This is a genomic window from Pradoshia sp. Z3_51, from assembly GCF_058215915.1.
Window position 1 is genome coordinate 75376 of the sequence record NZ_JBZAJC010000007.1, and the last position, 24407, is coordinate 99782.

A 24407-nucleotide genomic window follows, 5' to 3' on the forward strand; every position below is an offset into this window, starting at 1 on the left:
TTGATTAATTCTTGGACAATTCCAGGTCTCTGCTTCGTTATCTAAGCGTTCATTTAGAAAACCGAGAAAGAATACTGGATTAAATATGGAACCTAAAAGAAAGATTTATCATTTTTTTGTCGAATTCTATTATATATAGCTTAACTAAAATAGCCTCCAGCATTTTAGGAAGAGACAAAATTAGAATAGAGATAGGGTGACGAAGACATGGACAGTATTTCAAACAAAATAAAGTTTGAATACAATTTTGTAGTAGATAAAGAAATGATCTCAAAAAAGCATAAAAGGGATGTGCCTGCCATATTAGCCGTGGATGCCACATTTACAATAAAAATCAACAACGAATTATACTTTGAAACAGAACTAGCTATACTCGAATTCTATAAAGCATTGTATAGATGGAAAGAAGAGATTACGAAGAAGAATCCTACACCGGAATTCCATTATTACACGATTGAATATGCTGACTATGAGAATGGAGCTATCCTGTCATTAATCCCCTTTTCCAATAAGGCCAGAGTGAAATCAATCTGGGCAGAACAAGATCTATATAATGTTTTCGATCTAGACTATATTGTAATGGAATTCATTCTACTAGAAGAGATACTAAAACGGGATATAGAGGATTATTTTGATATAAGATTAAAAGATTTCATCAAACACATTCCTGTCCAAATTTCAAACCCGCTTTTGCTAAAGGGGAATTTGTAAATGGTTTAGGTAGCAGGACATGTTCAAAAAATTATATTAAATAGACAAACCTATCTGCTAATCGGATTCAATAAAAAAAGACCCAGTTTTCATAAAAGATTATTTATACGAAAACTGGGTCGATTAACAAATGTTTATTTAGTTAGCCAAGAGTATTTTTATTGGTTACACCTTCAACATAATCTCCACAACGCACTCAATATGAGAAGTTTGTGGGAACATGTCCACTGGTTGGATATATTTTGGTCTGTATTTTTTGCTTAGGTAGTCCAAATCCTTGGCCAGTGTGGATGGGTTACAGGATACATAGACGATTTTTCTTGGACGTGTGCGCAGGATGGCATCCATTAATTTATGATCCAAGCCGCTTCTTGGCGGATCGACGACAACGACATCTGGCTTCCAGCCTTCGCGCAGCCATTTAGGCATGAGAACTTCTGCTTTGCCTACTTCGAAGCTGACATTATCCATATGATGCTTTTTAGCATTCTGAATGGCATCTTCAATTGATTCCGGAATGACATCCATGCCTCTAACTTCTTTACAAAAATCCGCAAGCCACAATCCTATCGTTCCTACTCCGCAATAAGCATCTACTACTCGTTCATGACCGTGAAGGCGAGCTGCTTTTTTCACTTCATCATAGAGCTTCACGGTTTGTACTGGATTCAATTGGAAGAAGGTACGCGCTGATAGCTCATAGGATAAATCGCCAAGTTCTTCTTCAATTGCTTCTTCTCCCCACAGATGAATCGTCTTTTCGCCGAATATAAGCGGAGTCTGTTCTTTATTCACGTTTTGAACAATGGAAACGACTTCCGGTAAACGTTTGTTGATTTCTTCTATGATTTGGCGCTTCTTAGGAAGCTTTTCAGAAATGGTGATGATCACCACTTGGACCTGATCCGATGAGAAGCCGACACGGGTTACGACCGTTTTAACAATCCCGCTTTTCTTTTTCTCATCATAGGATGGCAATCCAAATTCCTGCAAAATATCCAATACTGTACGAGTAACCTTGTTCGTTGCTTCATGCTGAACGATACAATTTGGAATATCAATCAAGTTATGAGTATTTGCCGCATAAAGGCCGGCAATCAACTCTCCAGTCTCATTGGTGCCAACCTGGAATTGGTTTTTATTACGGTAATTCCATGGATTCTCCATCCCAATTGTTGGACGGATATCTACATTGCTGGCATCGTATTGGCTATGGCGCTCCAATGATTGAATAACGATATCACGTTTTTCCTTCAATTGTTGGCTGTATTCCAAATGCTGCAATTGGCATCCACCACATACGTCATAAACCGGACATGGTGCTTCGACTCGATGTGGCGATGCCTTTTTAATCTTTTTGACAAGACCTTCCGAATACTTCGGATGGACCTTCGTAATCTTTACTTCTACAATTTCATCCGGCAGAGCACCCGGTACAAATACAACCTGACGTTTATAGTAGCCGACTCCCTCACCATTTATGCCAAGGCGTTTAATAGTTAGTAAAATCTCTTGTCCTTCACGGACTAATGTTGCCTGTTGGTTCATCAATATTCCTCCGTTTTTCAATGCTTCTCCATAAGTAAAGTGAAGCGTAGCTTAAATAAGGATGCCACTCCTTACTGAATTGCTCCATCTCTTCCATTGTTGGCTTTCGTTCTAGGTTATATAGCAGCTTAATAGCATTCTGAATGCCGATGTCTGCTTTTGGAAATAAATTCGGGCGGCCAAGACCAAATAACAGGAAGTTTTCAGCCGTCCATCTGCCTACACCTCGAATTCTTGTTAATTCTTCTATAATTTCTTCATCTGTCTTTGTGCGCAACTCTTCCAACCTGAGTTCACCGCTTGCAATCTTTTCTGAAAGGCCAATGACATACTCTGCTTTTCTGCCGCTGAATTTCATTCCTTTTAACTCATCTACTGTGAGAGCAGCGGTTGTCTCTGGAGATGGATAAAACGATACTCCGTCCTTCTGATACCCATAGGCTGTGACAAAATCCTTCGTTAGTTTTTGAGCAAACGCCATATTCAGCTGTTGATGGATAATACTTTTCACGAGACAGCCATATAGGTCGAATTCTAAAATAAGCGGGGTACCGCGATGGCGAGTAAAAATATTATTGAGCTTCGTCTCGCCAAAGTGAGCATGTATATCAGAAAGTGGCAAATGCCACTGAAAAATCTCCTTTAAACGATCCGTTGCCAATACTTGTTCCTTTTTGCCGCTAATTGTAAAGGCCGGCTTATCTACCGTACCGATCGCTTGGACGGTATAAACATTGGGCTTACCATGAATCAGTAAAGGGACCTGAATCAAGCGATTGCGGTAATCTATTTCATACAGAGGATCAAGACCGATCCTTTCCAATACCAGGTCAAAATCATAGGGAGCTTCTACATGAATGGTTTCTTTCCACATCATTATCACTCCTTTATGGACTAGTCCAGTTATTATAACAGGTTTTGCAGCTATATGGGTACATAGGAAAACGGCCCATTAAATTGGAGCCGTATCCATGTTCTTCTTCGTTATTACCGCTTTAATCGCACTGTAGCTGATTTCATTAGGAAGATGCTCTTTAATTGGCTTTAAAAAATCATTCCCCACTTCCTCAATCGCCTGTAGAACCTGGATTTCCTCCTCAGGTGAGAAGAAATACTCCCAATTCAGAGGCAATCCTTCTTCTGCACATCGGAATAGATGCCTTTCTACTGTTTGGGAGGATAAATCTCTTTCTTTTGCAATCTCCTTCAGCGTAAGCCCTTGTTTATATAATTCATACGTATCCATATGTGAGTTGGCAGTACCTGCCTTGGATTTTTTCACCGCAGGCATTTTTTCCTCTTGTTCTACAATTGGTGCTTCATAATCATTTTCCTTTATAAACGCTGTGATCACTTCCACAAATCGCTCACCATACTTATCTGTCTTTTGAGCTCCGACTCCCTTCACCTCAAGGAACTCATCTGTGGTTTGCGGTTGTTTAACGCACATATCGCGCAAAGCTTGGTCGGAGAATATCAAATATGGAGGCACATTTTCCTCTCCTGCAATTTGTTTTCGCAAATTACGCAGCACTTCGAATAAAGGATCATCTGTTGAAATAGCGGTGATCCGCACAGCTTCTTTTCTCATTACCGCACGTTTCCCGAGCAACACTTCTTTGCCGGCAGCTGTGACATATAAGAGCGGATATTGCCCACCCGTAATCCCAATTAATTGCTCAGATGTTAGAAAATCAATCAGTTCAGCGACCTCTTTGGTTGATTGATTTTTCATTAACCCATACGTTGATAAGGATTGAAAGTTTTGTTCAAGCAATTTCTTATTGGATGAGCCCGTTAACACTTGGGCAATCATTGTTTTTCCAAAACGTTCGCCAGTTCGGATTATACAGGATAAGACCATTTGGGCATCTTTTGTCACATCCTTCGCACTTCGTTCATCTAGACAGTTAGAGCACCGCCCGCAATCATCTGCCTCCTGCTCACCAAAATAGTGCAGAATATAAGCTTGCAGGCAGCCTTGTGTATGGCAATAGTCACGCATTTGATACAGCTTTTGCAACTCTTGATTTTTATGGTTTTCATCACCAAACGATTGATCAATCAAAAAGCGCTGGACCTGAACGTCCTGTTCAGATTGAAGCAATATACATTCACTCGGCAAGCCATCACGTCCGGCACGGCCTGCCTCCTGATAATAACTTTCCATATTTTTAGGCATTTGAGCATGAATCACATATCGTACATTCGATTTATCTATCCCCATCCCAAACGCATTCGTTGCGACCATGACAGTAATTTCATCACTTAAAAATTTGTTTTGCTCTGTTTCACGTTCTGTACTTGATAAACCCGCATGATATCTCCCAACTGTTATACCTTTTTGTTGGAGACGTTCATATAGATGGTCCACTGTTTTTCGTGTGGCACAATAAATAATCCCGGATTCCTGTTTATTTTTTCCTACATACGCATCAATATATTTTTGTTTATTTTGCCCTTTCACGACCTGGAAGCTTAAATTTTCCCGTTCGAAGCCAGTTATAACCGTATGTGACTCTTCAATATTCAAGGATCGGCGAATATCTGCCTGCACTCGCGGAGTTGCTGTTGCTGTCAGGGCAAGGACAACCGGATTGGAATTCAATTGTTCGGCTAATGATTGGATGCGTAAATAACTCGGGCGGAAATCATGACCCCATTGTGATATACAGTGAGCTTCATCTACAGCAATTAATCCAACCGGCAATTTACGGATATCCTCAATAAAGCCATGGGATTCCAGTCTTTCAGGCGCCAAATATAAGAGCTTATAGGCCCCCTGCTGGATGTCATACAAACGATCATTCACTTCACTCGCGGTTAGGGAACTATTAATAAAGGTGGCGGGTATTCCGGCCTGATCCAGTGAATCTACCTGGTCCTTCATGAGAGAGATTAATGGAGAAATAACGAGGGTAACGCCCGGTATTATCATCGCCGGGATTTGATAACAAATTGATTTACCTCCGCCTGTCGGCATAATTCCTAGTGTATCGATTCCTTGTAGCACCTGCTCAATAATTTTGGCTTGTCCATTGCGAAAAGAATCATAACCAAAATACTTCTTTAAAAGAGAGCTTGCTTCTGTAAGCATGAATTCCCTCCTCCATTCATTGATCATTCTACCATCCATTATAGCTTATAGAGATTGATCTATACTAGTGAGACAAGATAGCTGGAGTCTTAAAAATCACCAAATATATCCTTCTTATGATAAACTGATAGTAATCTATAACTGGAGGTTTTCCGATGCTGGCTGATTCCTTGAAATCATATCAAATAATAGATGAAACTCGTGAAATGGAAGATTTAAATAAACCAATTTTGATCAGTACTTTCACTCTTATGGTCGGATTGCTTATCCCCTATTGGTTCATTTGGAAAATCGGTGAGATTGACCTATTCTTTTTAATTGAACTGGCTGTTGGATACATCCTCCTAATTTTCATGCATGAAGTACTGCATCTAGTAGGCTACATATTTTTCGGGAAAGCCAAAATAAGTGAGGTTAAACTGGGTGTTTTATGGAAGTATCTTACTCCTTATGCCCATTGCAAAATACCAATCAGGATCAAAGCTTATCGGATCAGTGTTTTATTACCGATTGTCCTCGGAATCGTGCCATTAATTTATGCATTTTTAAACGGAAATGATTATTGGTTTTTTATTGGATTGTTTATGACTATCGGATCATTAGGGGACCTTATCATTCTTTGGATATTGCGCAAGTATTCAGTAGATGTCCTTGTTCAGGACCACTCCAGTAAAATTGGCTGTATTGCTTACACTCCTCAATCTTAAATGTTTTTCGATTCCATACTGTCAATGAAAATGAAAGTGAAAGGCTCCCAAATCGATTGACAGGAATCCAACCATCAAAAAGGGAACCCCACACAGGAATGCCCTTATCTTACCATTTTCTCAAGATAAATATGATGCCCGTTGTTTTTTCAATATTAATACTAAAAACCGCTTATTATTTGTAAGCGGTTTTTTTGTTTAGGCACATTATATCTTTATGTCTATTTTCTGTTTTTGTGGTGTCTTCTGTGGTTTTTCACAATTCATATCATCCAAGCTTTTAAAGGTATACCCTCTCTTTTTTAAATCTGTAATCACCTGGCCAAGTGCTTCTGCATTGTCCTTAGACACAGAATGTAAGAGCAAAATGGCACCGGGATGAATTTGAGCCATAATTTGATCATAGGAATGCTTCCACCCCTGCTGACGATTCACATCCCAATCAAGAAAAGCAACCGACCATAAAATATGTTTATAGCCCAGATCATTTGCCACCTGTAAAGTTCGTTCACTAAATATTCCTCGTGGCGGTCTGATATAGGACATATCCTTTTGCCCTGTTAATTCCTCTGTCTTCTTCTTAACCCGTTCCAGTTCATCAGCTATTTTATCATCCGATACCTGTGTGAAATTGGGATGGCTCCATGAATGATTGCCAACTATATGCCCTTCCTTCACCATTCTTTTCACTAACGGTTCAGCTGTATTCAAATAATGACCTGTAACAAAAAAGGTAGCCGGAACTTTATGTTCTTTCAGTACATCCAGTACCTTCTCCGTATATCCATTTTCATAGCCATTATCAAACGTTAAGTAAATCTCTTTCTTTGTCGTGTTTACTTTATAAACAGCACCGTATTTTTCAACGATTGCATTATATTTAGGCCCTGCATCAGCAGGCTGTTCATTCTTTCCCTTATTAAAGCCCCAACCATACTGTACGTTTGAAATCGCCTCAGCAACGCCCAGGAATAATGTCCCCGAAAGCATGATGGCAGATAATCCGGTGATAAGCCATTTTTTCACTATTTTCCCTCCTGAATATACTTTTGATAAAGATAGTTTTAATCAGAGTAAGGGAATTTATGCAGCACAGCGAATGATTGCATTAACGATATAATATAAAAAAGACAAATCCGCTTATAACGGATTTGCCATATAATCTTATTCATTTATACCTCTTTATTAGGTTCTGTTTCCGGTCGATTTTGAAAGCTTTGAAACTTCTCCTCAATTGAATCCACGATTTCAATTAGGCGGTCAATATCTTCAATATCCGCTGTTTCAGGCTCAATCCGGTCTAAAACCTCCATAAATAACTCAAGTCGGTCTTTTAAGTATTTTACTTGTTCATCTTTATTATAAATCGGTGTTGTCAAACTAATCCGGCTCCTTTCATCATAAATATTATCCTAAACGATAGTAGCCTATTTCGCAACTGACCATTTTCTATTTTACCCAAAAGCAAGAAGCTTCAACCAAAACCGGCTGAAGCTTGCAGACTTAAACGGCAATCAATATGGTCGGTTGACCGCTCTGAACTGGAATGAAACATGATCTTGAATAGGAATCCAGGCTCCAATCCCTTGTGAGGTTACATTCCTTACTACAATCTCACGTTTGCTTCCTTTCAATACTAAATAGACCTCACCATATGTGACTTTACCCTTCTCGTTTATTGCCGGCGCATACCCATAGAGGTAGCCAAGTCTCATTGGCGGTATATTGTATACTCTGTCTTTTTTTGTACCGCTACCTATGATGGTCTCAAATGCCAGTGGCAGTTTAGATTTTTCTGATGCTCTCGCCAGCATCATTTTTTGAATATCCTGACTGGAAGGTACTTTTGCTGTCAATCCTCCGCGCACCACTTTTTGTGTCTCTTGGACATAATGAATTTGGAAATTCGTATCCCCGCCACGGTTATCATAAAAATTCGTATTGATTTTTTGATACTCCCAGTTTGGAGAGGTTTCCATCGATTCATAATTTAAAGCCCACTTACCTAAGTAAACAGTGGCTCTATACCAAAAGGCAACCGGATTGGTTCCGATATTGGTTTCATTAAGCATGTGAACTAATTCAGGATTTTCTATTTTAACGTTGCTGGACTTAAGCAATTGTTTGGATAACTCACTTGGCTCAAGCATTGGCGTGTCCTGACTGGAATTGGGATATGTGTTTTCTTTATTGATCGATAAAACGGACTCCGGAATTTTATACTTAGCTTCCTCAACCGTAGGGTCTGCTCCTTCTTTTGGGGCAGCCCAGTTATGCTGGGTTGGAATAATAACGAGCATGGCTATAACGATCATGATAAAAAAATTTCTTCTCATGCTTGAAGCTCCTTTCTTACATACAAAAAAGAATGATTGTTCCGTTATTTTCCCTCTTAAGCAAAAAAACTATTCAAAAATCAGGATTGTTTTATTACACCTTGCAGTTACTAGAATTAACAGATTGTTAAGCTATATTAACTGTTTATTTAGCACATTACAAACCAGTATTTTTTGTCACAGTTTTGTAAAATTCAGAATATTTACAAAACTACAGGAAGGTGCTATACTAAAACCACCATATCGTAAAGGAGGCGAAATCAACAGCCGGAATAACTGCAGGGAGGAATGCTTATCGAAACCATCCTCACACGGAAAACTTAATGTAGATTTCGTCACAAATCAGGACAATAAAGATAAAGGATGTGACCTATAGGGCTAACTAACATGACTGTTTAAAACAGAAATATCTACCTTTGAAAAGATACATTTATTTTTGGAAGGATTAGAATTTAGTTAGACATGACTTATGATGAAGCAAATTGGAAAAACATAAAAAAGACTCTGAATCCATAGTAGATCAGAGTCTTTTTTAATTTATTATTATAACAGAAAGAAACCTATCCCCATCACTAAATAAGCAGCAAGTAAGGTGAGTCCTTCAAACCAGTTTGTTTCCCCATCGTTCGTTATTACAATCATTAAAAAGACAGATAGCACCATCGCCACAAGTTCAGGCAATGTAAAGACAAGTGGCATTTGCGTTTCAAATAATAAAGATACCAGAACAAGTACCGGTGCTACAAACATGGCCACCTGTAAAGTAGAACCAACAGCAATTTCAACAGCAATGTCCATTTTATTTTTGTAAGCGAAAATAATGGCAGATGCATGCTCAGCTGCATTTCCGACAATTGCTACAATGATAACCCCGATAAATAATTCAGACCAGCCCAATTGATTCCCTACGTCTTCGAATGTATGTACCAAATTCTCAGATACATAGGCTACTGCCACTGTTGCCAAAGCTAGGACCATAATCGACCATTTTTTGCTCCACTCTGCTTCTTCAGTTTCTTCCTCTGCAAAAGACAAGTCTTCCTTACGTTGATAGACACCGCGATGGGTGACCAATTTAAAGAATAAAGCAGCCAAATATAAACAGATCAGGATAATGGATATGCCTGTACTCATGACCATTTGGTTACTTCTTTCCATCTCTCCGGCAAATACTTCAGGAATGATAAATGCAACTAATACACCGAATGTTAATAGCCCTGCATTGTGCCTGGCATCAAATACATTAAATTTTTGTCTTTTATACTTAATACCACCCAAGAAAAATGAAGCCCCACTAACTAATAATAAGTTACCGATGACACTTCCTGTTAAAGAAGCCAATACAATTCCCACCAGTCCCGCTTTAAGAGAAAAAATGGAGATGATCAGCTCAACAGCATTTCCAAATGTTGCATTTAGCAATCCTCCAATCCTCGGTCCGGATATGATTGCTAAGCTTTCTGTCGCCCTTCCCATAAAACTTGCCAGAGCAATAATCGTTAAACAATAAACAGCAAACATGAGCAGACTTGGCCAATGTAAAATGGAGCCGGCTATGGATACCGGTAGGCCAATCATTAGCATTGCAGAAAATATTTTTTGTCCCATCCCTTGAATTCCTTCTTTCTAATCTAAAATATATTCATTTATTCCCGAATTACCTTTAGATTAGTCTTCAAAATCTCCTTGCTAAAGTTTGTGAACAACTCTAATATTGATTCAGATAGATATAGGAGAGATAATTATGAACTATCAAAAAATTAGATTTTCTGCACTTATTATTCTAGTTGCTGTGTCAGGTTTCTCACAGGGAATGCTGTTACCCTTAATTGCCATTATTTTTGAACAGGATGGAGTAAGCTCCGGTCTAAACGGATTAAATGCTACAGGACTATATCTGGGAATACTATTAATCTCACCTTTCATGGAAATTCCTCTGCGAAAATTTGGTTATAAACCCCTGATTTTTTTCGGCGGACTGTCGGTGATTATTGCGTTTCTGTTATTTCCGATCCTAGATTCTTTCTGGTTTTGGTTCATTCTCCGTATGATTATCGGAATTGGAGATCATACCTTACATTTCACAACCCAAACCTGGATAACCGCTTTTACGCCAGTAAACAAGAGAGGCAGAAATATATCCATTTATGGCTTATCCTTCGGCATAGGTTTCGCAGTTGGGCCATTACTGACTAATTTAATTGAAGTTAATCGGGCATTACCCTTTATCGTTGCATCAGCAATCAGTCTTATTGCTTGGTTGACCGTCTTTTTATTAAAAAATGAATTTCCAGATGAAGATTTGGAAACAACCAATGTTTTCGGTACCTTACATCGTTTCAAAAAAGTTGCCAAGTATGCATGGGTTGCGTTCTTGCCTCCTTTTGGTTATGGATTTTTGGAAGCATCCCTAAATGGAAATTTCCCTATCTATGCTTTACGAATTAATATGGATGTTCAACAAGTCTCCATCATCTTGCCTGCTTTTGCAGCAGGCAGCATTATTACCCAGATCCCATTAGGAATTTTAAGTGATTCCTTAGGGAGGAAACGCGTTCTTCAATATGTTCTTTTTAGCGGTTTTGCCATCTTTTTAACAGCTGCCTTAATTGAACAAACCGTTACAGGTTTATTTATCTGTTTCTTTATTGCAGGTATGCTTGTCGGCTCCACCTTCTCTTTAGGAATCAGTTATATGACCGATCTATTGCCTACACAACTGCTTCCTGCCGGCAATATTATTTGTGGAATAGTCTTTAGCCTTGGAAGCATCTCTGGGCCATTTTTTGGCGGCTTGGCCATTCAATATCTGCCTAATGGGAATTTCCTTCTTGTAATCAGTGTTATCCTGTTACTGATTTTCATCGCTCTTAGCAGATTTAAAAGAAATCCAATTAATGACCAGATTCAAACCTCTGTGTAAGCAGAGGTTTTTTCATTCGACTTTATTACTGTAATTGTTGCTGTATTTATTCATCCACTCAATTTTATCTCATATTCACCTTCACGCATCTTCAGTTAAAATTTCCCCTATCCACAAATAAGCAAGGTAGAAAATTGCTATTTTTTCTTTTCCAAATAAATTCACTTAACTTCTTTAGCGACTCATGTTATACTAATATGTAGATAATAATTATTATAAATAAGAAAGAAAAATGTTGCTGTCACAGTATTTGTGGCAGCATCCGTTATTTTATAAGCCTAATGATTTTGAACATCATTCTCAATTAGAAAAGAAAAACAACGAGATCTATTCTCAATTACAAGGAGGTTATTCACATGGAAACAGCACTGAATAAATCAAGCTTGAAAAATTCACCTAGCCAATATAATAGATGGAAAGAATTCACCTCTAAACTTACGTCCAATTGGGAGCTCTTGGCTGCCGGTTTAAGCGGAATTCTGATTTTATGCGGCTGGCTATTATCAACAAAGGATTTGAATGCCTCATCTGCCTTCGTCTATATACTGGCATATGTAATTGGGGGTTATGCCAAGGCTAAAGAAGGCATCACTCAGACGATTGAAGAGAGAAAACTGAACGTAGAGCTTTTGATGATTCTGGCAGCGATTGGGTCAGCCATTATCGGATATTGGACTGAGGGAGCAATCCTGATTTTTATTTTCTCTTTGAGCGGTGCACTTGAAACGTATACGATGAATAAAAGTCACAAAGAAATTTCTTCATTAATGGATTTGCAGCCTGAACAGGCTTTGAGAATAGTCGATAACACTGAAGAAATAGTACCGGTTTCTTCCCTGAAAGTTGGAGATTTGATTTTAATTAAGCCTGGGGAACGCATCCCCTCAGATGGAGAAATCTTATTTGGAGAGACTGCTGTTGATGAAGCTGCAATTACCGGAGAATCGATTCCCGTCAGCAAATATATTCAAGACGAGGTATTTGCAGGGACGGTTAATGGACATGGAACCATAAAAGTTAAGGTTACAAAACCTAACAGTGAAACTTTATTCCAAAAAATTATCACACTTGTTCAAAATGCGCAAAGTGAAAAATCTCCTTCTCAATTATTTATTGAAAGATTTGAGGATACGTATGTAAAAGTTGTTCTTGTTGTCGTTGGAATTATGTTGTTTCTCCCACATTTTGTTCTGGGTTGGTCCTGGACAGAGACCTTCTACCGGGCAATGGTTTTGTTAGTGGTAGCTTCTCCATGTGCATTAGTTGCTTCTATCATGCCGGCTACTTTATCCGCGATTTCGAATGGCGCTAAAAGTGGGATTTTATTCAAAGGCGGTATCCATCTAGAAAACCTAGGCAATGTAAAGGCCATTGCTTTCGATAAAACAGGGACACTAACTCAGGGGAAACCCGTTGTGACGGATATTTTAATCCGCGATGACATCGATCAAAAAGAATTTTTATTAAGTGTAGCTTCCATTGAACAGAATTCGAATCATCCGCTGGGACAATCCATTGTTAAGCATGTTGAACAGCTTTATTCACAGACCATGCCGCGCGTAGAATCTGAAGAAATATCCGGATTTGGTGTTCAAGGACATGCAAATGGGCACTATTGGAAGATTGGGAAGAAGGATTTTGTAGGCGAAGAAGCCGCCATGTCATTTAAAAATGGAGCGGCACTTGAATTAATGTCTGAAGGGAAAACATTGTCCTATGTAAAAGATGAGAAAGGTATTGCAGGAATAATTGCATTAAAAGATATCATTCGTAAAGAGACTGCCGATGCTCTCGAAGCATTGAAGGAACTGGATGTATATACATGCATGCTGACTGGAGATAACGAGCACACTGCCAAGGTAATCGCCAAAGAAAGCCATTTATCTGGGTTTGTTGCTGGATGTTTACCTGAACAAAAGGTAGAAGAAGTTAAAAAACTTAGAGAGAAATATACTACCGTTGCCATGGTTGGGGATGGCATTAATGATGCGCCTGCGTTAGCTACTGCTTCTGTCGGAATTGCCATGGGTGAAGGATCTGATGTGGCTCTTGATACAGCTGATATTGTTCTCATGAAAAATGACTTACCAAAAATAGCAGAAGCCATTCAATTATCCAAACGAATGAACCGAATCATTCGCCAAAATGTTATCTTTTCAATTTCCGTCATTATGATTTTAGTTGTATCAAACTTTTTTCAGGCTCTCGACCTACCATTCGGTGTAATCGGCCATGAAGGCAGCACCATATTAGTCATCCTAAACAGTCTCCGTTTATTAAAATCTAAATAGAATACAAATAGAGGCTATCCTGTAAGTCTGTTAATGACTTTCCGGACGGCCTCTATTTTCTTTATTCATGGGAAGTTAATCTGAAACACATCAAATCTTCCTAAAACTACGGTGGCTGTTCATTTAATAATCAATCACCGTTCGTCCGCACATTAGTTCTGAACCATTATAATTTGAATCCACGCTCTACTTATTTAATCGTCCAGTGCCTCTTATTTCTGGACAATACTGCATTAATTTCTCCGCCTACAATAATGACAAGACCTGATATATATAACCAAAGCATTAAAACAATCAAGCCTCCGAGACTGCCATATGTGGAAGAATAGTTACCAAATGTACTCACGTAAACTGAAAATGCCCACGATGATAGCGCCCATCCGACACTCGCGAAGATTGCCCCTGGTAAAACGTCTCTACATTTCATTTTAAGGTTGGGCCCAATCCAATACAAAATTAAAAATACAAAGGTAATGACAGCAATAGAAATCACCCAGCGCAGTAAATCATAAACAAAGGAAGGCTCGTATCCTAGGAAATCAAATACAATATTGAGAATATATTTCCCAAACACTGGCAATAGCAAAGAAACCACTACAACCAGGATTAATCCAATGGTTAAAATCAAAGCTAATCCTCTTGTTTTAATAAATGATCTGGTTTCCTCAACATCATATGCATGATTAAGAGCCTTTATAATGGCATTGGTCCCGTTGGATGCTGACCACATCGTTGCCAAGATACCAAAAGATAACAAGCCGCCGTTTTGGTTAGCCATGACATCTTTTAAACTCGATTCTAATAAATTTGCCGATTCTGCAGGAGCATACGTATGCAAAAGCTCCATCAAATCCGCTTGGGAAACCTGCAAAAAAGGCAATAACGTGATAACAAATATTAAGAGCGGAAAAATTGAAAGTAAGAAGTAATAGGCTAATTGCGCTGCCAAGCCTGTTACTTCATCACCTTGAATTTTATCGTATAAATGTTTAAATACGCTTTTATTTACATACTTCTTCCTACCTTCCATTCCAGTACCACCTCTATTCAGCTTGTTTGACTTTATTTGCGCGTAGAAGTGGTACTTATATCATCAGATACAGAGGAAGTATTACTGTTCTCTGTCGTAGAAGCCGAACCATCAGAAGATTTTTTGTCTACCAGTACTTCTTTTGTTTCCTTAATAACCCCTGCTACTTGCGGTGGCATTTCTTTCATTTCATCTACCTTTTCAGATATAAAAGATACATCCTGACCAATTTGATCTATGTTTGTACGAATTTTACCAGACATCTCCTTCACATTTTCCACTATAGAATTCGGATCTTTAGCCATCGATTTAACATTCGTTATCATTTTTTGGCCGCCTGTCATTACTGTTTTGCGAGTGTTCTTATCCAATAGGCTGATTGCAAAACCTGCTGCTGCTCCACCTAAAATTCCTAACCATAGCTTATTGCTCTTTTGACTGCTTCTACTCATTATTTATCCCTCCCGAATTAATTTTACTTGCTTATTCTTATATTTATTGATTTACCTATAATAGCGGAATTCTAAACATAAAATGGCAATTAAGTATTTTTTATCTTGACGCAAAATTGTTTCAAGAATATTCTTAATATTAACAACATACAGATAGGGTGAATTTACTTGATTGACTTTTTGAATAAGTTTTCAAAAGATTTGACTGTACTTTTAGAAACAATAAGTAATTTTCTTTGGGGGCCACCCCTCTTAATTTTAATTGTTGGTACAGGTATTTATTTAACATTTCGAATTGGATTTTTACAAATTAAATTATTGCCTTATTCATTAAAATTGGCCTTCACTAAAAGCCAGGATAAAAAATCGGACGGAGATATTTCCCATTTCCAGGCTTTAATGACTGCTCTTGCAGCAACAGTCGGAACTGGGAATATTGTTGGAGTGGCTACAGCAGTCGTCAGCGGTGGACCAGGGGCCGTCTTCTGGATGTGGGTTGCTGCCTTTTTTGGTATGGCGACGAAATACGGAGAAGCAGTACTTGCGGTTAAATACAGAATCGTAAATGCTAATGGTGAAATGTCAGGTGGACCTATGTATTATTTAGAAAAAGGGCTGAGAATGAAATGGCTTGGCGTCGCCTTTGCGATTTTCGGTGCGATTGCAGCTTTTGGAATCGGTAATATGGTCCAAGCTAATTCAGTAGCCAACACGATTCATGATACTTTCTCCATCCCAACCTGGGTAACCGGGATTGTCCTGACTATTTTTGCCGCTCTTGTGTTAGTCGGAGGCATTAAAAGCATCGGTAAAGTCACCTCCTATTTTGTACCGGTTATGGCCGCCTTTTATTTAATTTGCGGAATCTTAATTCTTATCTTAAATGCTGAACTCGTTCCAAATGCAATTAAACTGATTTTCACAGATGCCTTCACTGGACAGGCAGTAGCTGGCGGTGCAATCGGTACTGTAATCCGTTGGGGTGTGGCTAGAGGTGTCTTTTCGAATGAAGCTGGTTTAGGGTCAGCTCCGATTGCGGCAGCTGCGGCTAAAACGGATTTTCCTGCCCGACAAGCACTTGTATCAATGACGCAAGTATTTATTGATACAATCATTATTTGCTCAATAACAGGAATTTCACTTGTAATGGCAGACCAATATCATAGTGGATTAGAAGGAGCAGAACTGACATCCGTCTCCTTTGATTTATTATTAGGTCCTGTTGGTTCCTACATCGTTTCAATCGGGTTAATTTTCTTTGCTGCCTCCACAATTATTGGTTGGGCTTATTATGGTGAGAAATGCTATTCCTACTTATTTGGAGATAGGACCGTGATTAGCTATCGAATCGTTTTTGTTTTAGCTGTTTTTATTGGCTGCGTAAGCTCCCTTGATCTTGTTTGGAGCTTTGCTGATATTATGAATGCTTTAATGGCAATTCCTAACTTGATTGGCCTCCTCGGACTTTCAGCTGTGATTATAGCTGAAACAAAAATCATTATCAGAATTATTAATAGTGAAAAACAAAATAAGCAGAGAAAGACATTTGAAACTTGAATTTGACAGATAGCGAATTCCATGGAATGATATTTCTATCTAGTGCGGAAGGGATGAATGAAGTGGCAGATTTATCGGTTAAATCCACTGAGAATATTAAAATTATGATTAATGGCATCCAAGAAAAATTACAAATGATCAACAGTTCAGCTATGCGTGCAGACAGCTTTAATGATAGCTCCTATGAGGATTTACTGGAGATATATGAAATGGTCATGTCCAAGGACCGCTTCAGCCCTAGTGAAATGCAAGCAATTGTCGAAGAGATTGGCAAATTGAGAAAGTAAATAGGCAATAAAAGCTCCTCTGTTCATTGAACAGAGGAGCTTCATTTTATTTGGACAGCAATGCAAGGGATTCTCTGTTGAAAGCTGGGATATCATCAGGCTGTCTGCTTGTTACTAATTGTTCTCCACATACAAATACCTCTTCATCATGATAAGTGGCACCTGCATTCTCGAGATCAACTTTAATTGATTTGTAACCTGTTGAATCTCTTCCTTCCAGCGCTTTTGCAGTAATCAACAATTGCGGACCATGGCAAATTGCGAATACTGGTTTCTTTGCGTCCATGAATTCCTTGGCAAAAGAAACAAAACGATCGTCTCCTCTTAAAATGTCAGGAGAGAATCCACCCGGAATAAATAAAGCATCAAACTCATTCGCTTTTACCTCATCAATGCCCTTTTGAATTTCCACCGTTTCTTTTCCTTGCTTACCTTCAACATTTTGTCCACTTTCAAAGCCGATGGTTACTACTTCATGACCAGCTTCCTTATAAGCCTTAGCAGGGTCTGTATATTCTACATCTTCAAACATATCCGTTATGACACATGCAATTCTTTTACTCATACTATCAATCTCCTTTTTTGAAAAATAATAGTTACAGTTTCATCTTTCCCTCGGCAAAATTTTCATAAACATTCTCTTTTATGTAATCAAGGAATATAAAAACAGTGTGAATGATATTCACACTGCCCAAGTCACTCGTTTAAAGATTTCCACATTTCCCTAATAGACTTCACTATTTTCCAATGTCTCCAAAATTTTTGAACTAAGCCTCATCCTATCTAAATTCAGATACCCCTTCTAAATTCATTAACCAACTTAACGGATAATCCACTACTCACCAATTAATGTTTTACGGGGCATGATGAGGATTTCTACGCGTCTATTTTTCTCCCGCCCACTGTCAATGGTATTAGGCGATACTGGTTTAAATTCTCCAAAGCCTTTTGCACTAAACCATTCCGGTTTTAATTTTTTATTATCTTGAAGAAGCTTCATAAAGTTAACAGCTCTCATAACGCTTAATTCCCAATTTGACTCAAATTCTGCATTACGAATCGGAACATTATCCGTATGTCCGCTAATGATAATATTTCTGGGTGGTTCCATTACAAGCAGTTCAGATATTTCCTTAGCAATTATTTCATCTCTCTCTCTGACCATTGCGATCCCCGAGTCAAACAATACATTATCACGAATGGTTAACAGCAACCCTTCCTCTGTCAGAGATGTCTCTAAATTGGTTTTTAAATGACTGTCATTAATATAAGTATCTATTTTTTCCTGGACTACCTTTAATTCTTCCAATTCAGGACTGGCTTCCTCTGTTCCTTCTTCCTCTTTCCCATCAAATTTCTCTGGGTCTGTTTCTGTCATCATCCCTTCAGGCATTGGGCTCGGATGCTCAAAAACACCTGTTCCTCCATCTAATGCTTTATTAAAGGCTCGTGATAGTTCAGAGAACTTTTGGGCATCTACAGAACTCATAGCAAATAAGACAATAAATAACGCTAATAATAAGGTTAATAAGTCACTATATGGGAGCAGCCAGGATTCGGACATATGCTCCTCATGCTGAGATTTCTTTTTTCGCCTGGACATTGTTTCTCATCTCGCCTTCCAACCACTTCTTCCTTTCCGCAGCAGGTAAATAAGAAGATAGTTTTTGCTCTATTGTCCTTGGTGCTTCACCTTCTAATATAGATAGAATACCTTCTACCATCATCTCTTTAATACGTACTTCCTGTTTAGATTTTCTCTTTAATTTATTCGCAAACGGGTGCCACAATAAATATCCCGTAAAGATTCCCATCAATGTAGCAACAAATGCTGCACTTATGGCATGGCCCAGTATCTCTGTATCACTCATATTGCCCAAGGCTGCAATTAATCCTACTACTGCACCTAATACCCCGAGGGTCGGAGCATAGGTACCAGCCTGTGTGAAAATCTGAGCCCCAACAGCATGCCTTTCCTCCATGGCATCTATTTCTTCTGAAAGGATGTCGCGAATATAATCTGCACTTTGTCCTTCAACCGCCAAATTCAAGCCGTTCCTTAAAAACGGATCTTCAACTGATTCTGAAATTTTTTCTAGCGCCAGCAAACCTTCTTTACGAGCTGTTTGTGCCCAATCGCAAAATGTATGAATTAATTCTTCCGTTGAGACCATTGCTTTTTCTGAAAAAATGATGACAAATAGCTTAGGAAGCTTAATCAATTCATTAACTGGAAAAGCAACTAATATAGCTGCAGCCGTTCCTAAGAAAATGATTAATATAGCAGCTGGATTGACGAGAACTGCGATATCAACACCTTTAAGCACCATTCCAACACCTACTGAAACGATGGCCAACATAATCCCTATGATTGAAGACTTGTCCATATAATTCACCCGTTTTCTACTATTCTTTTATCTCTTCTAGTATCGACATTTCAATAAATTCCTTAACACTAATAAGCTTTTAAAAAGATATGAGAATCAATTTTAGGTAAAAAGACATAAAAAAAAGTGATGAAAACATCACTTTTTTTAATCGATTAAGAGTTGAATCAACAATTACAGATACCTTGCAATAGCAATTCTGAGGAGAATGACTTAACTTTATCCCCTCTATCATTTAATCTTCCATGAATATAATATGGGGTTTTTTAACAAATATGTCGAAGTAACCAAATTTCTGTAATATTTTTGTAAATTAAATTCAATAATGCTGTAACCATAGAAACTAGTATTTTAGTTATAGTAAAAAAGTAGAGAAAAAGGCGGTAAGATTTACCAATGCTGCCAAAAAAACATTTCGGGGGTCACTATGAAAAAAATAATTATTGCTCTTGCTATTTTTCTGTCATCCACGCTTGTGCCATTTGGACCATTTGAATCTAAAGCCTCAGCCGCTATTTCGACAAGTAAAGCTAACAAAGTTGTTTCAACCGGGAAAAAATATGTAGGAACGCCTTATCGATACGGCGGAACAACACCTAAAGGATTTGACTGTTCTGGTTTTGTGGGGTATACCTACAAAAAAGCGGCAGGAAAGAAACTTCCAAGGACCTCAACCAGTATGTATAAACAGGGGAAAAAGATCGCTAAATCTAAGTTAAAAAAAGGTGATTTAGTTTTCTTTAATACTTCTGGAAAAGGAGTTTCCCATGTAGCAATCTATATTGGCAGCAACAAAGTCATTCACTCTGTATCTAAAGGTGTAAAAATAGATTCATTAAGCTCTTCATATTGGAAGAAGCGTTATGTAGGTGCTAAAAGAATATAAACTCTATTTTCCAGGCGGACATCCTTCGCCTTTTTATTTTGCCTTTTTTTTACCCACTTGTAAAAAGTGTAGACCTTTTCATCGAGTATAGCTTGCATACTGTCTTAACCAGTCAGCATCTCACTTGATGGTATTTCACTATAGACTCTGATCTCTCCTTTTCTTTTCAGGAAGGTTTTTAAAGCATCTATTTTTTTATTGGTCGCATTAATGCGTATAAGTCTTCTTCCAAGCGTGCAGCATATGCTTCAGCATGTTTCCCTGCATCCTTCACTCCAGCATTGTAAAAATGAGGTCCTAACGTTTCTGTGAAAAACTCCAAAATATTCTCAGCAGCCAGTTCTCCAATCTCTTCATCACGCTCTTTTTGAAAATATTGTTGAATTTGACCAATTATCCATCTTTTATCTTCTGCTTTCCAATTGATTAGCAATTGTACCCCTCCTTTGAAATTTACTTTATCTTTCATTTATAACAAAAAAATAGTAGGATATAAACCTTCATGTGGTTTATCCTACTATTTTTTAAGCGCAACACCTATTGTTTGTGCCTTTAATTATTTAATTTAGTCTTCGCTCTACTTTTCAAGCTGGCTTTTTCATATACTTGGTTAGCATTTTGTAGGCATGCTCTACTTGTTCATCACTAGGAGATTGGATTCCCGCCAGTGGATATTTGTAGCCAAGTGTTTCCCATTTATAAACACCTAATTGATGATATGGTAAGATTTCTACCTTTTCAATATTATTAAGTGTACCTAAGAATTGACCCATTCTTTCCAAGTATTCATCCTGGTCATTAACCGTTGGAACTAGTACGTGTCTAATCCAAACCGGTTGTCCTTTGTCAGAAAGATAACGGGCACAATCCAAAATATGTTCATTCGGTTTACCAGTTAGCTTAATATGGCGTTTACTATCTATATGTTTAATATCCAGTAGGATTAAGTCTGTATATTCAAGCAGTTCATCGAATTGCTCTAAAAATTCTGGTGATCTCGAAAAACAGCCAGCTGAGGAATCAATGGTCGTGTGAATTCCTCTTTCCTTACATAATTTAAACAGTTCTATAATAAAAGGAATTTGCAATAGCGGTTCTCCGCCGCTGACGGTAACTCCCCCGCCTGATGCATCCATGAATGGTTTATATAATTCAATATCTTTAACGATTTCTTCAGGACTCATTTGCTTGCCTGTTCCAATTGACCACGTATCGGCATTATGGCAATATTGGCAGCGCAACAAACAACCTTGCGTAAAGACAATGTAGCGGATCCCCGGGCCATCTACTGTGCCGCATGTTTCAACGGAATGTATATTTCCATATGTTGTCATGAGATCCCATCCTTTCTTTTCTAAAAATATCCAATTGGAAGTTAAAAGTTAGTCTCCCTGCTAATACAGGGAGACCTCCTAGTAACAAGTACTTCTATATTACATAGTTTCGTGGAACGTACGATTGATAACGTCAATTTGTTGCTCACGAGTCAACTTGATGAAGTTAACAGCGTATCCAGATACACGGATTGTTAATTGTGGATACTCTTCTGGATGTTCCATAGCAGCTAGCAATGTGTCACGATTGAATACGTTGATATTCAAGTGGTGACCTTCCTTGGAAGCATAACCATCCAAGATTGCAGCAAGGTTCGCTTCACGTTGCTCTTCTTCACGTCCAAGTGCTTTTGGCACCATAGAGAATGTGTTAGAAATACCGTCTAAAGAGCAATCGTATGGAAGCTTAGATACAGAAGATAGAGAAGCTAGAGCACCTTTTGTATCACGTCCGTGCATTGGGTTCGCACCTGGTGCGAATGGTTCGCCAGCGCGACGTCCATCTGGAGTGTTACCAGTTTTCTTACCATATACTACGTTAGAAGTAATTGTAAGAATGGATTGTGTGTGCACAGAGCTACGGTATGTTTTATGCTTTTTCAATTTAGTCATAAAGTTACGAACAAGCTCAACAGCCATGCTATCTACGCGATCATCATTGTTTCCGTATTTAGGGAAATCACCGATGATTTCAAAGTCAACTGCTACACCATTTTCATCACGGATTGGTTTAACTTGTGCATATTTAATCGCACTTAATGCGTCGGCTACTACAGACAATCCAGCAATTCCCGCTGCCATTGTGCGAAGGATTTCAACATCATGTAATGCCATTTCAATACGCTCATAGCTATACTTGTCGTGCATGTAGTGGATTACATTCAATGTATTGATGTATAGCTCTGCAAGCCATTCCATTGTGCTATCGAAGTTAGCCATAACTTCATCATAATCTAACACGTCAGAAGTAATTGCTTTGAAGTTCGGTCCAACTTGAATTTTAAGTTTTTCATCCACCCCACCGTTGATTGCATAAAGCAATGCTTTTGCAAGGTTTGCACGTGCTCCGAAGAATTGCATTTGTTTACCGATACGCATTGCGGATACACAGCAAGCAATACCGTAGTCATCGCCGTATTCTCTGATCATGATGTCATCGTTTTCGTACTGAATCGCACTTGTTTGGATAGACATTTTTGCACAGAAACGTTTGAACCCTTCTGGGAACTTCGTAGACCATAATACAGTCAAGTTTGGTTCTGGAGCTGGTCCAAGGTTTGTTAATGTATGCAAGAAACGGAAAGAGTTTTTCGTTACAAGTGTTCTTCCGTCTAATGCCATACCACCGATTGATTCTGTTACCCAAGTAGGGTCTCCACTGAACAATTGGTTGTAATCAGGTGTACGAGCAAATTTTACAAGACGAAGCTTCATAACAAAGTGATCGATGATCTCTTGTGCTTCTTGTTCAGTTAATGTGCCTTCACGAAGGTCACGTTCGATATAAATATCAAGGAAGGAAGATGTACGTCCTAGTGACATCGCTGCACCGTTTTGTTCTTTAATTGCAGCAAGGTAAGCAAAGTATAACCATTGTACTGCTTCTTTTGCATTTGTAGCTGGTTTAGAGATATCATAACCATAAATCTCAGCTAATTGTTTTAATTCACCTAAAGCACGGATTTGCTCGCTTAATTCTTCACGTTGACGAATAACTTCTTCGGACATTGTTCTTAATCCGTAGTTTTTCAAATCTTTCTTACGTTCAGCGATCAAGAAGTCTACACCGTATAATGCTACACGACGGTAGTCACCGATGATGCGTCCGCGTCCGTATGCATCTGGAAGACCAGTGATGATACCAGCCTTACGAGCAAGCTTCATTTCATCCGTATAAGCATCGAATACACCTTGGTTATGTGTTTTGCGGTAATCAGTGAAGATTTTTTGCACTTCTTCATCTACTGTGAATCCGTAAGATTCAGCTGCAGCTACCGCCATACGGATACCACCGAATGGTTGAAGAGAACGTTTGAATGGTTTATCTGTTTGGAAACCAACAATTGTTTCAAGTTCTTTATTTAAATATCCAGGACCATGTGATGTAATAGTAGAAACAATTTTAGAATCAAGATCAAGGACGCCGCCTGCTTCACGTTCTTGTTTAGTAAGTTCCATTACTTGCTTCCATAATTCTTTTGTAGCTTCTGTTGGGCCTTCTAAGAATTCATCGTTTCCTGTGTATGGAGTGATGTTTTTCATAATGAAGTCACGTGTGTTAACTTCATTCTGCCAATCTCCGCCAGCAAAGCCTCTCCATGCATCTTTTTTAGTTACATTATCCATAACCATTGCCATTTTATTTTACCTCCTAATATTACGTTCAGGAATATTATTTCAAATTTCTAGATGTTCAGCTTTTTTAAATTATATAACAGCTTTCTATACTCTTATAATACACATTATATGTGAAAAAGTGAACATGTAAATTATGACAATCTGGTGAAATCAAAAACAACGTTGTTAAATCAATCTTTTCTTTCTATTTTCGAATAATTCTAATATCAGGAACCCTTGACAGTAAATAAAACTGTTATAGTAAAATCCACTCTGAAAGCTAAACTGTACTATAAAAGGCATCTGTTCTTAAATACAGATGCCTTTATAGATACCATTATATAACAATTCTGTCATTTATGCACGTCTGATCTATTTTTAAAGGCTTCCTTCGTCACAATATATTGTTCGTGGTTTGTATGTTGTTCCTGATTTCCACCCGTTTCAGCATGGTGAGGAAAATTCCCAGGATGACTTTTACGTTTATGATTAAAACCTTTACCTCTCGCCATAATCCTACCTCC

The 24407-nt window shown here is 38.3% G+C and carries 23 protein-coding genes; 7 read left to right on the plus strand and 16 right to left on the minus strand.

Annotated elements, in window-relative coordinates:
- Positions 1-207: 207 nt before the first annotated feature.
- On the plus strand, positions 208-711 hold the full coding sequence (locus tag AC4BHA_RS13865; protein ID WP_066108243.1) for a DUF7878 domain-containing protein: 504 nt from the start codon (positions 208-210) through the stop codon (positions 709-711).
- A gap of 165 nt (positions 712-876) precedes the next feature.
- On the opposite strand, the gene rlmD is transcribed toward AC4BHA_RS13865, so the two are convergent.
- The 3 genes from rlmD to recQ all read right to left on the minus strand — a co-directional run bounded on the left by rlmD (position 877) and on the right by recQ (position 5356).
- Positions 877-2259: a 23S rRNA (uracil(1939)-C(5))-methyltransferase RlmD gene (gene rlmD, locus AC4BHA_RS13870; protein ID WP_139892728.1), complete on the minus strand. Its 1383-nt coding sequence runs from the start codon at positions 2257-2259 to the stop codon at positions 877-879.
- Positions 2231-3133: a DNA-3-methyladenine glycosylase family protein gene (locus tag AC4BHA_RS13875; RefSeq protein WP_490558824.1), complete on the minus strand. Its 903-nt coding sequence runs from the start codon at positions 3131-3133 to the stop codon at positions 2231-2233. The genes rlmD and AC4BHA_RS13875 overlap by 29 nt, the downstream gene beginning before the upstream one ends.
- A 78-nt stretch (positions 3134-3211) precedes the next feature.
- Complete coding sequence (recQ, locus tag AC4BHA_RS13880) at positions 3212-5356, minus strand: DNA helicase RecQ (protein ID WP_490558812.1); 2145 nt, start codon at positions 5354-5356, stop codon at positions 3212-3214.
- Positions 5357-5511: 155 nt separating this feature from the next.
- On the opposite strand from recQ, the gene AC4BHA_RS13885 reads away from it, so the two are divergent.
- Positions 5512-6063, plus strand: a complete 552-nt coding sequence (locus AC4BHA_RS13885; protein WP_490558813.1) for a DUF3267 domain-containing protein — start codon at positions 5512-5514, stop codon at positions 6061-6063.
- Positions 6064-6270: 207 nt separating this feature from the next.
- Here AC4BHA_RS13885 and pdaA read toward each other — a convergent pair whose 3' ends face one another.
- From pdaA to cax, 4 genes are all read right to left on the minus strand, one after another.
- Positions 6271-7053: a delta-lactam-biosynthetic de-N-acetylase gene (gene pdaA / locus AC4BHA_RS13890; protein ID WP_148631125.1), complete on the minus strand. Its 783-nt coding sequence runs from the start codon at positions 7051-7053 to the stop codon at positions 6271-6273.
- Between the two features lie 182 nt (positions 7054-7235).
- Positions 7236-7442 (minus strand): SE1561 family protein, encoded by a 207-nt coding sequence (locus AC4BHA_RS13895; protein WP_066108258.1) that lies wholly within the window; start codon positions 7440-7442, stop codon positions 7236-7238.
- A 135-nt stretch (positions 7443-7577) separates the two neighbouring features.
- On the minus strand, positions 7578-8399 hold the full coding sequence (locus AC4BHA_RS13900; protein ID WP_066108261.1) for a YfkD famly protein: 822 nt from the start codon (positions 8397-8399) through the stop codon (positions 7578-7580).
- 543 nt (positions 8400-8942) lie between these two features.
- Positions 8943-10007, minus strand: coding sequence for a calcium/proton exchanger (cax, locus tag AC4BHA_RS13905; RefSeq protein ID WP_066108268.1), 1065 nt, complete (start codon positions 10005-10007; stop codon positions 8943-8945).
- Positions 10008-10143: 136 nt separating this feature from the next.
- Here cax and AC4BHA_RS13910 point away from each other — a divergent pair, with 136 nt between their 5' ends.
- Complete coding sequence (locus tag AC4BHA_RS13910; RefSeq protein WP_066108271.1) at positions 10144-11322, plus strand: MFS transporter; 1179 nt, start codon at positions 10144-10146, stop codon at positions 11320-11322.
- 356 nt (positions 11323-11678) lie between these two features.
- Positions 11679-13613: a heavy metal translocating P-type ATPase gene (locus tag AC4BHA_RS13915; RefSeq protein ID WP_490558814.1), complete on the plus strand. Its 1935-nt coding sequence runs from the start codon at positions 11679-11681 to the stop codon at positions 13611-13613.
- A 190-nt stretch (positions 13614-13803) separates the two neighbouring features.
- On the opposite strand, the gene AC4BHA_RS13920 is transcribed toward AC4BHA_RS13915, so the two are convergent.
- Both AC4BHA_RS13920 and AC4BHA_RS13925 read right to left on the minus strand, forming a co-directional pair.
- Positions 13804-14643, minus strand: coding sequence for a YihY/virulence factor BrkB family protein (locus AC4BHA_RS13920; protein WP_066108277.1), 840 nt, complete (start codon positions 14641-14643; stop codon positions 13804-13806).
- A 32-nt stretch (positions 14644-14675) separates the two neighbouring features.
- On the minus strand, positions 14676-15095 hold the full coding sequence (locus tag AC4BHA_RS13925) for a YtxH domain-containing protein (RefSeq protein ID WP_140462155.1): 420 nt from the start codon (positions 15093-15095) through the stop codon (positions 14676-14678).
- Positions 15096-15296: 201 nt separating this feature from the next.
- Between AC4BHA_RS13925 and AC4BHA_RS13930 the strand changes: the two genes are divergently transcribed.
- Together AC4BHA_RS13930 and AC4BHA_RS13935 are read left to right on the plus strand one after the other, a co-directional pair.
- Positions 15297-16652, plus strand: a complete 1356-nt coding sequence (locus tag AC4BHA_RS13930; RefSeq protein ID WP_066108579.1) for an alanine/glycine:cation symporter family protein — start codon at positions 15297-15299, stop codon at positions 16650-16652.
- Between the two features lie 53 nt (positions 16653-16705).
- Positions 16706-16939 carry a DUF1128 domain-containing protein gene (locus AC4BHA_RS13935; protein WP_066108582.1) on the plus strand — a complete coding sequence of 78 codons (234 nt, stop codon included), beginning with the start codon at positions 16706-16708 and terminating at the stop codon, positions 16937-16939.
- A gap of 46 nt (positions 16940-16985) precedes the next feature.
- Here the strand turns inward: AC4BHA_RS13935 and AC4BHA_RS13940 are convergent, their stop codons facing one another.
- The 3 genes from AC4BHA_RS13940 to motA form a co-directional block, all read right to left on the minus strand.
- On the minus strand, positions 16986-17504 hold the full coding sequence (locus AC4BHA_RS13940; protein ID WP_066108283.1) for a type 1 glutamine amidotransferase domain-containing protein: 519 nt from the start codon (positions 17502-17504) through the stop codon (positions 16986-16988).
- A 270-nt stretch (positions 17505-17774) separates the two neighbouring features.
- Positions 17775-18542, minus strand: a complete 768-nt coding sequence (motB, locus tag AC4BHA_RS13945) for a flagellar motor protein MotB (protein ID WP_490558815.1) — start codon at positions 18540-18542, stop codon at positions 17775-17777.
- Positions 18511-19326, minus strand: coding sequence for a flagellar motor stator protein MotA (gene motA / locus AC4BHA_RS13950; protein WP_066108286.1), 816 nt, complete (start codon positions 19324-19326; stop codon positions 18511-18513). Before motA ends, motB begins: the two co-directional genes overlap by 32 nt.
- 427 nt (positions 19327-19753) lie before the next feature.
- Between motA and AC4BHA_RS13955 the strand changes: the two genes are divergently transcribed.
- Complete coding sequence (locus AC4BHA_RS13955) at positions 19754-20212, plus strand: C40 family peptidase (RefSeq protein WP_066108289.1); 459 nt, start codon at positions 19754-19756, stop codon at positions 20210-20212.
- A 187-nt stretch (positions 20213-20399) separates the two neighbouring features.
- Here the strand turns inward: AC4BHA_RS13955 and AC4BHA_RS13960 are convergent, their stop codons facing one another.
- From AC4BHA_RS13960 to AC4BHA_RS13975, 4 genes are all read right to left on the minus strand, one after another.
- Positions 20400-20645 carry a DUF2164 domain-containing protein gene (locus AC4BHA_RS13960; RefSeq protein WP_066108292.1) on the minus strand — a complete coding sequence of 82 codons (246 nt, stop codon included), beginning with the start codon at positions 20643-20645 and terminating at the stop codon, positions 20400-20402.
- 151 nt (positions 20646-20796) lie between these two features.
- Positions 20797-21546, minus strand: coding sequence for a pyruvate formate-lyase-activating protein (gene pflA, locus AC4BHA_RS13965; protein WP_066108295.1), 750 nt, complete (start codon positions 21544-21546; stop codon positions 20797-20799).
- A gap of 99 nt (positions 21547-21645) precedes the next feature.
- Complete coding sequence (gene pflB / locus AC4BHA_RS13970) at positions 21646-23904, minus strand: formate C-acetyltransferase (protein WP_139892733.1); 2259 nt, start codon at positions 23902-23904, stop codon at positions 21646-21648.
- A 332-nt stretch (positions 23905-24236) separates the two neighbouring features.
- Positions 24237-24395 (minus strand): hypothetical protein, encoded by a 159-nt coding sequence (locus tag AC4BHA_RS13975; RefSeq protein ID WP_175354311.1) that lies wholly within the window; start codon positions 24393-24395, stop codon positions 24237-24239.
- Positions 24396-24407 lie beyond the last annotated feature (12 nt).

Excerpts from the sequence above, each read along its gene's own strand:
- AC4BHA_RS13920 (WP_066108277.1), bottom strand. The coding sequence starts at position 14,643 with ATGGAAGGTAGGAAGAAGTATGTAAATAAAAGCGTATTTAAACATTTA.
- AC4BHA_RS13885 (WP_490558813.1), top strand. The coding sequence starts at position 5,512 with ATGCTGGCTGATTCCTTGAAATCATATCAAATAATAGATGAAACTCGT.
- AC4BHA_RS13915 (WP_490558814.1), top strand. The coding sequence starts at position 11,679 with ATGGAAACAGCACTGAATAAATCAAGCTTGAAAAATTCACCTAGCCAA.
- AC4BHA_RS13955 (WP_066108289.1), top strand. The coding sequence starts at position 19,754 with ATGAAAAAAATAATTATTGCTCTTGCTATTTTTCTGTCATCCACGCTT.
- AC4BHA_RS13865 (WP_066108243.1), top strand. The coding sequence starts at position 208 with ATGGACAGTATTTCAAACAAAATAAAGTTTGAATACAATTTTGTAGTA.
- rlmD (WP_139892728.1), bottom strand. The coding sequence starts at position 2,259 with ATGAACCAACAGGCAACATTAGTCCGTGAAGGACAAGAGATTTTACTA.
- AC4BHA_RS13900 (WP_066108261.1), bottom strand. The coding sequence starts at position 8,399 with ATGAGAAGAAATTTTTTTATCATGATCGTTATAGCCATGCTCGTTATT.
- AC4BHA_RS13875 (WP_490558824.1), bottom strand. The coding sequence starts at position 3,133 with ATGTGGAAAGAAACCATTCATGTAGAAGCTCCCTATGATTTTGACCTG.
- AC4BHA_RS13910 (WP_066108271.1), top strand. The coding sequence starts at position 10,144 with ATGAACTATCAAAAAATTAGATTTTCTGCACTTATTATTCTAGTTGCT.
- pflA (WP_066108295.1), bottom strand. The coding sequence starts at position 21,546 with ATGACAACATATGGAAATATACATTCCGTTGAAACATGCGGCACAGTA.
- cax (WP_066108268.1), bottom strand. The coding sequence starts at position 10,007 with ATGGGACAAAAAATATTTTCTGCAATGCTAATGATTGGCCTACCGGTA.
- pdaA (WP_148631125.1), bottom strand. The coding sequence starts at position 7,053 with ATGCTTTCGGGGACATTATTCCTGGGCGTTGCTGAGGCGATTTCAAAC.
- AC4BHA_RS13940 (WP_066108283.1), bottom strand. The coding sequence starts at position 17,504 with ATGAGTAAAAGAATTGCATGTGTCATAACGGATATGTTTGAAGATGTA.
- pflB (WP_139892733.1), bottom strand. The coding sequence starts at position 23,904 with ATGGCAATGGTTATGGATAATGTAACTAAAAAAGATGCATGGAGAGGC.
- AC4BHA_RS13935 (WP_066108582.1), top strand. The coding sequence starts at position 16,706 with ATGAATGAAGTGGCAGATTTATCGGTTAAATCCACTGAGAATATTAAA.
- recQ (WP_490558812.1), bottom strand. The coding sequence starts at position 5,356 with ATGCTTACAGAAGCAAGCTCTCTTTTAAAGAAGTATTTTGGTTATGAT.
- AC4BHA_RS13975 (WP_175354311.1), bottom strand. The coding sequence starts at position 24,395 with ATGGCGAGAGGTAAAGGTTTTAATCATAAACGTAAAAGTCATCCTGGG.
- motA (WP_066108286.1), bottom strand. The coding sequence starts at position 19,326 with ATGGACAAGTCTTCAATCATAGGGATTATGTTGGCCATCGTTTCAGTA.
- motB (WP_490558815.1), bottom strand. The coding sequence starts at position 18,542 with ATGTCCAGGCGAAAAAAGAAATCTCAGCATGAGGAGCATATGTCCGAA.
- AC4BHA_RS13925 (WP_140462155.1), bottom strand. The coding sequence starts at position 15,095 with ATGAGTAGAAGCAGTCAAAAGAGCAATAAGCTATGGTTAGGAATTTTA.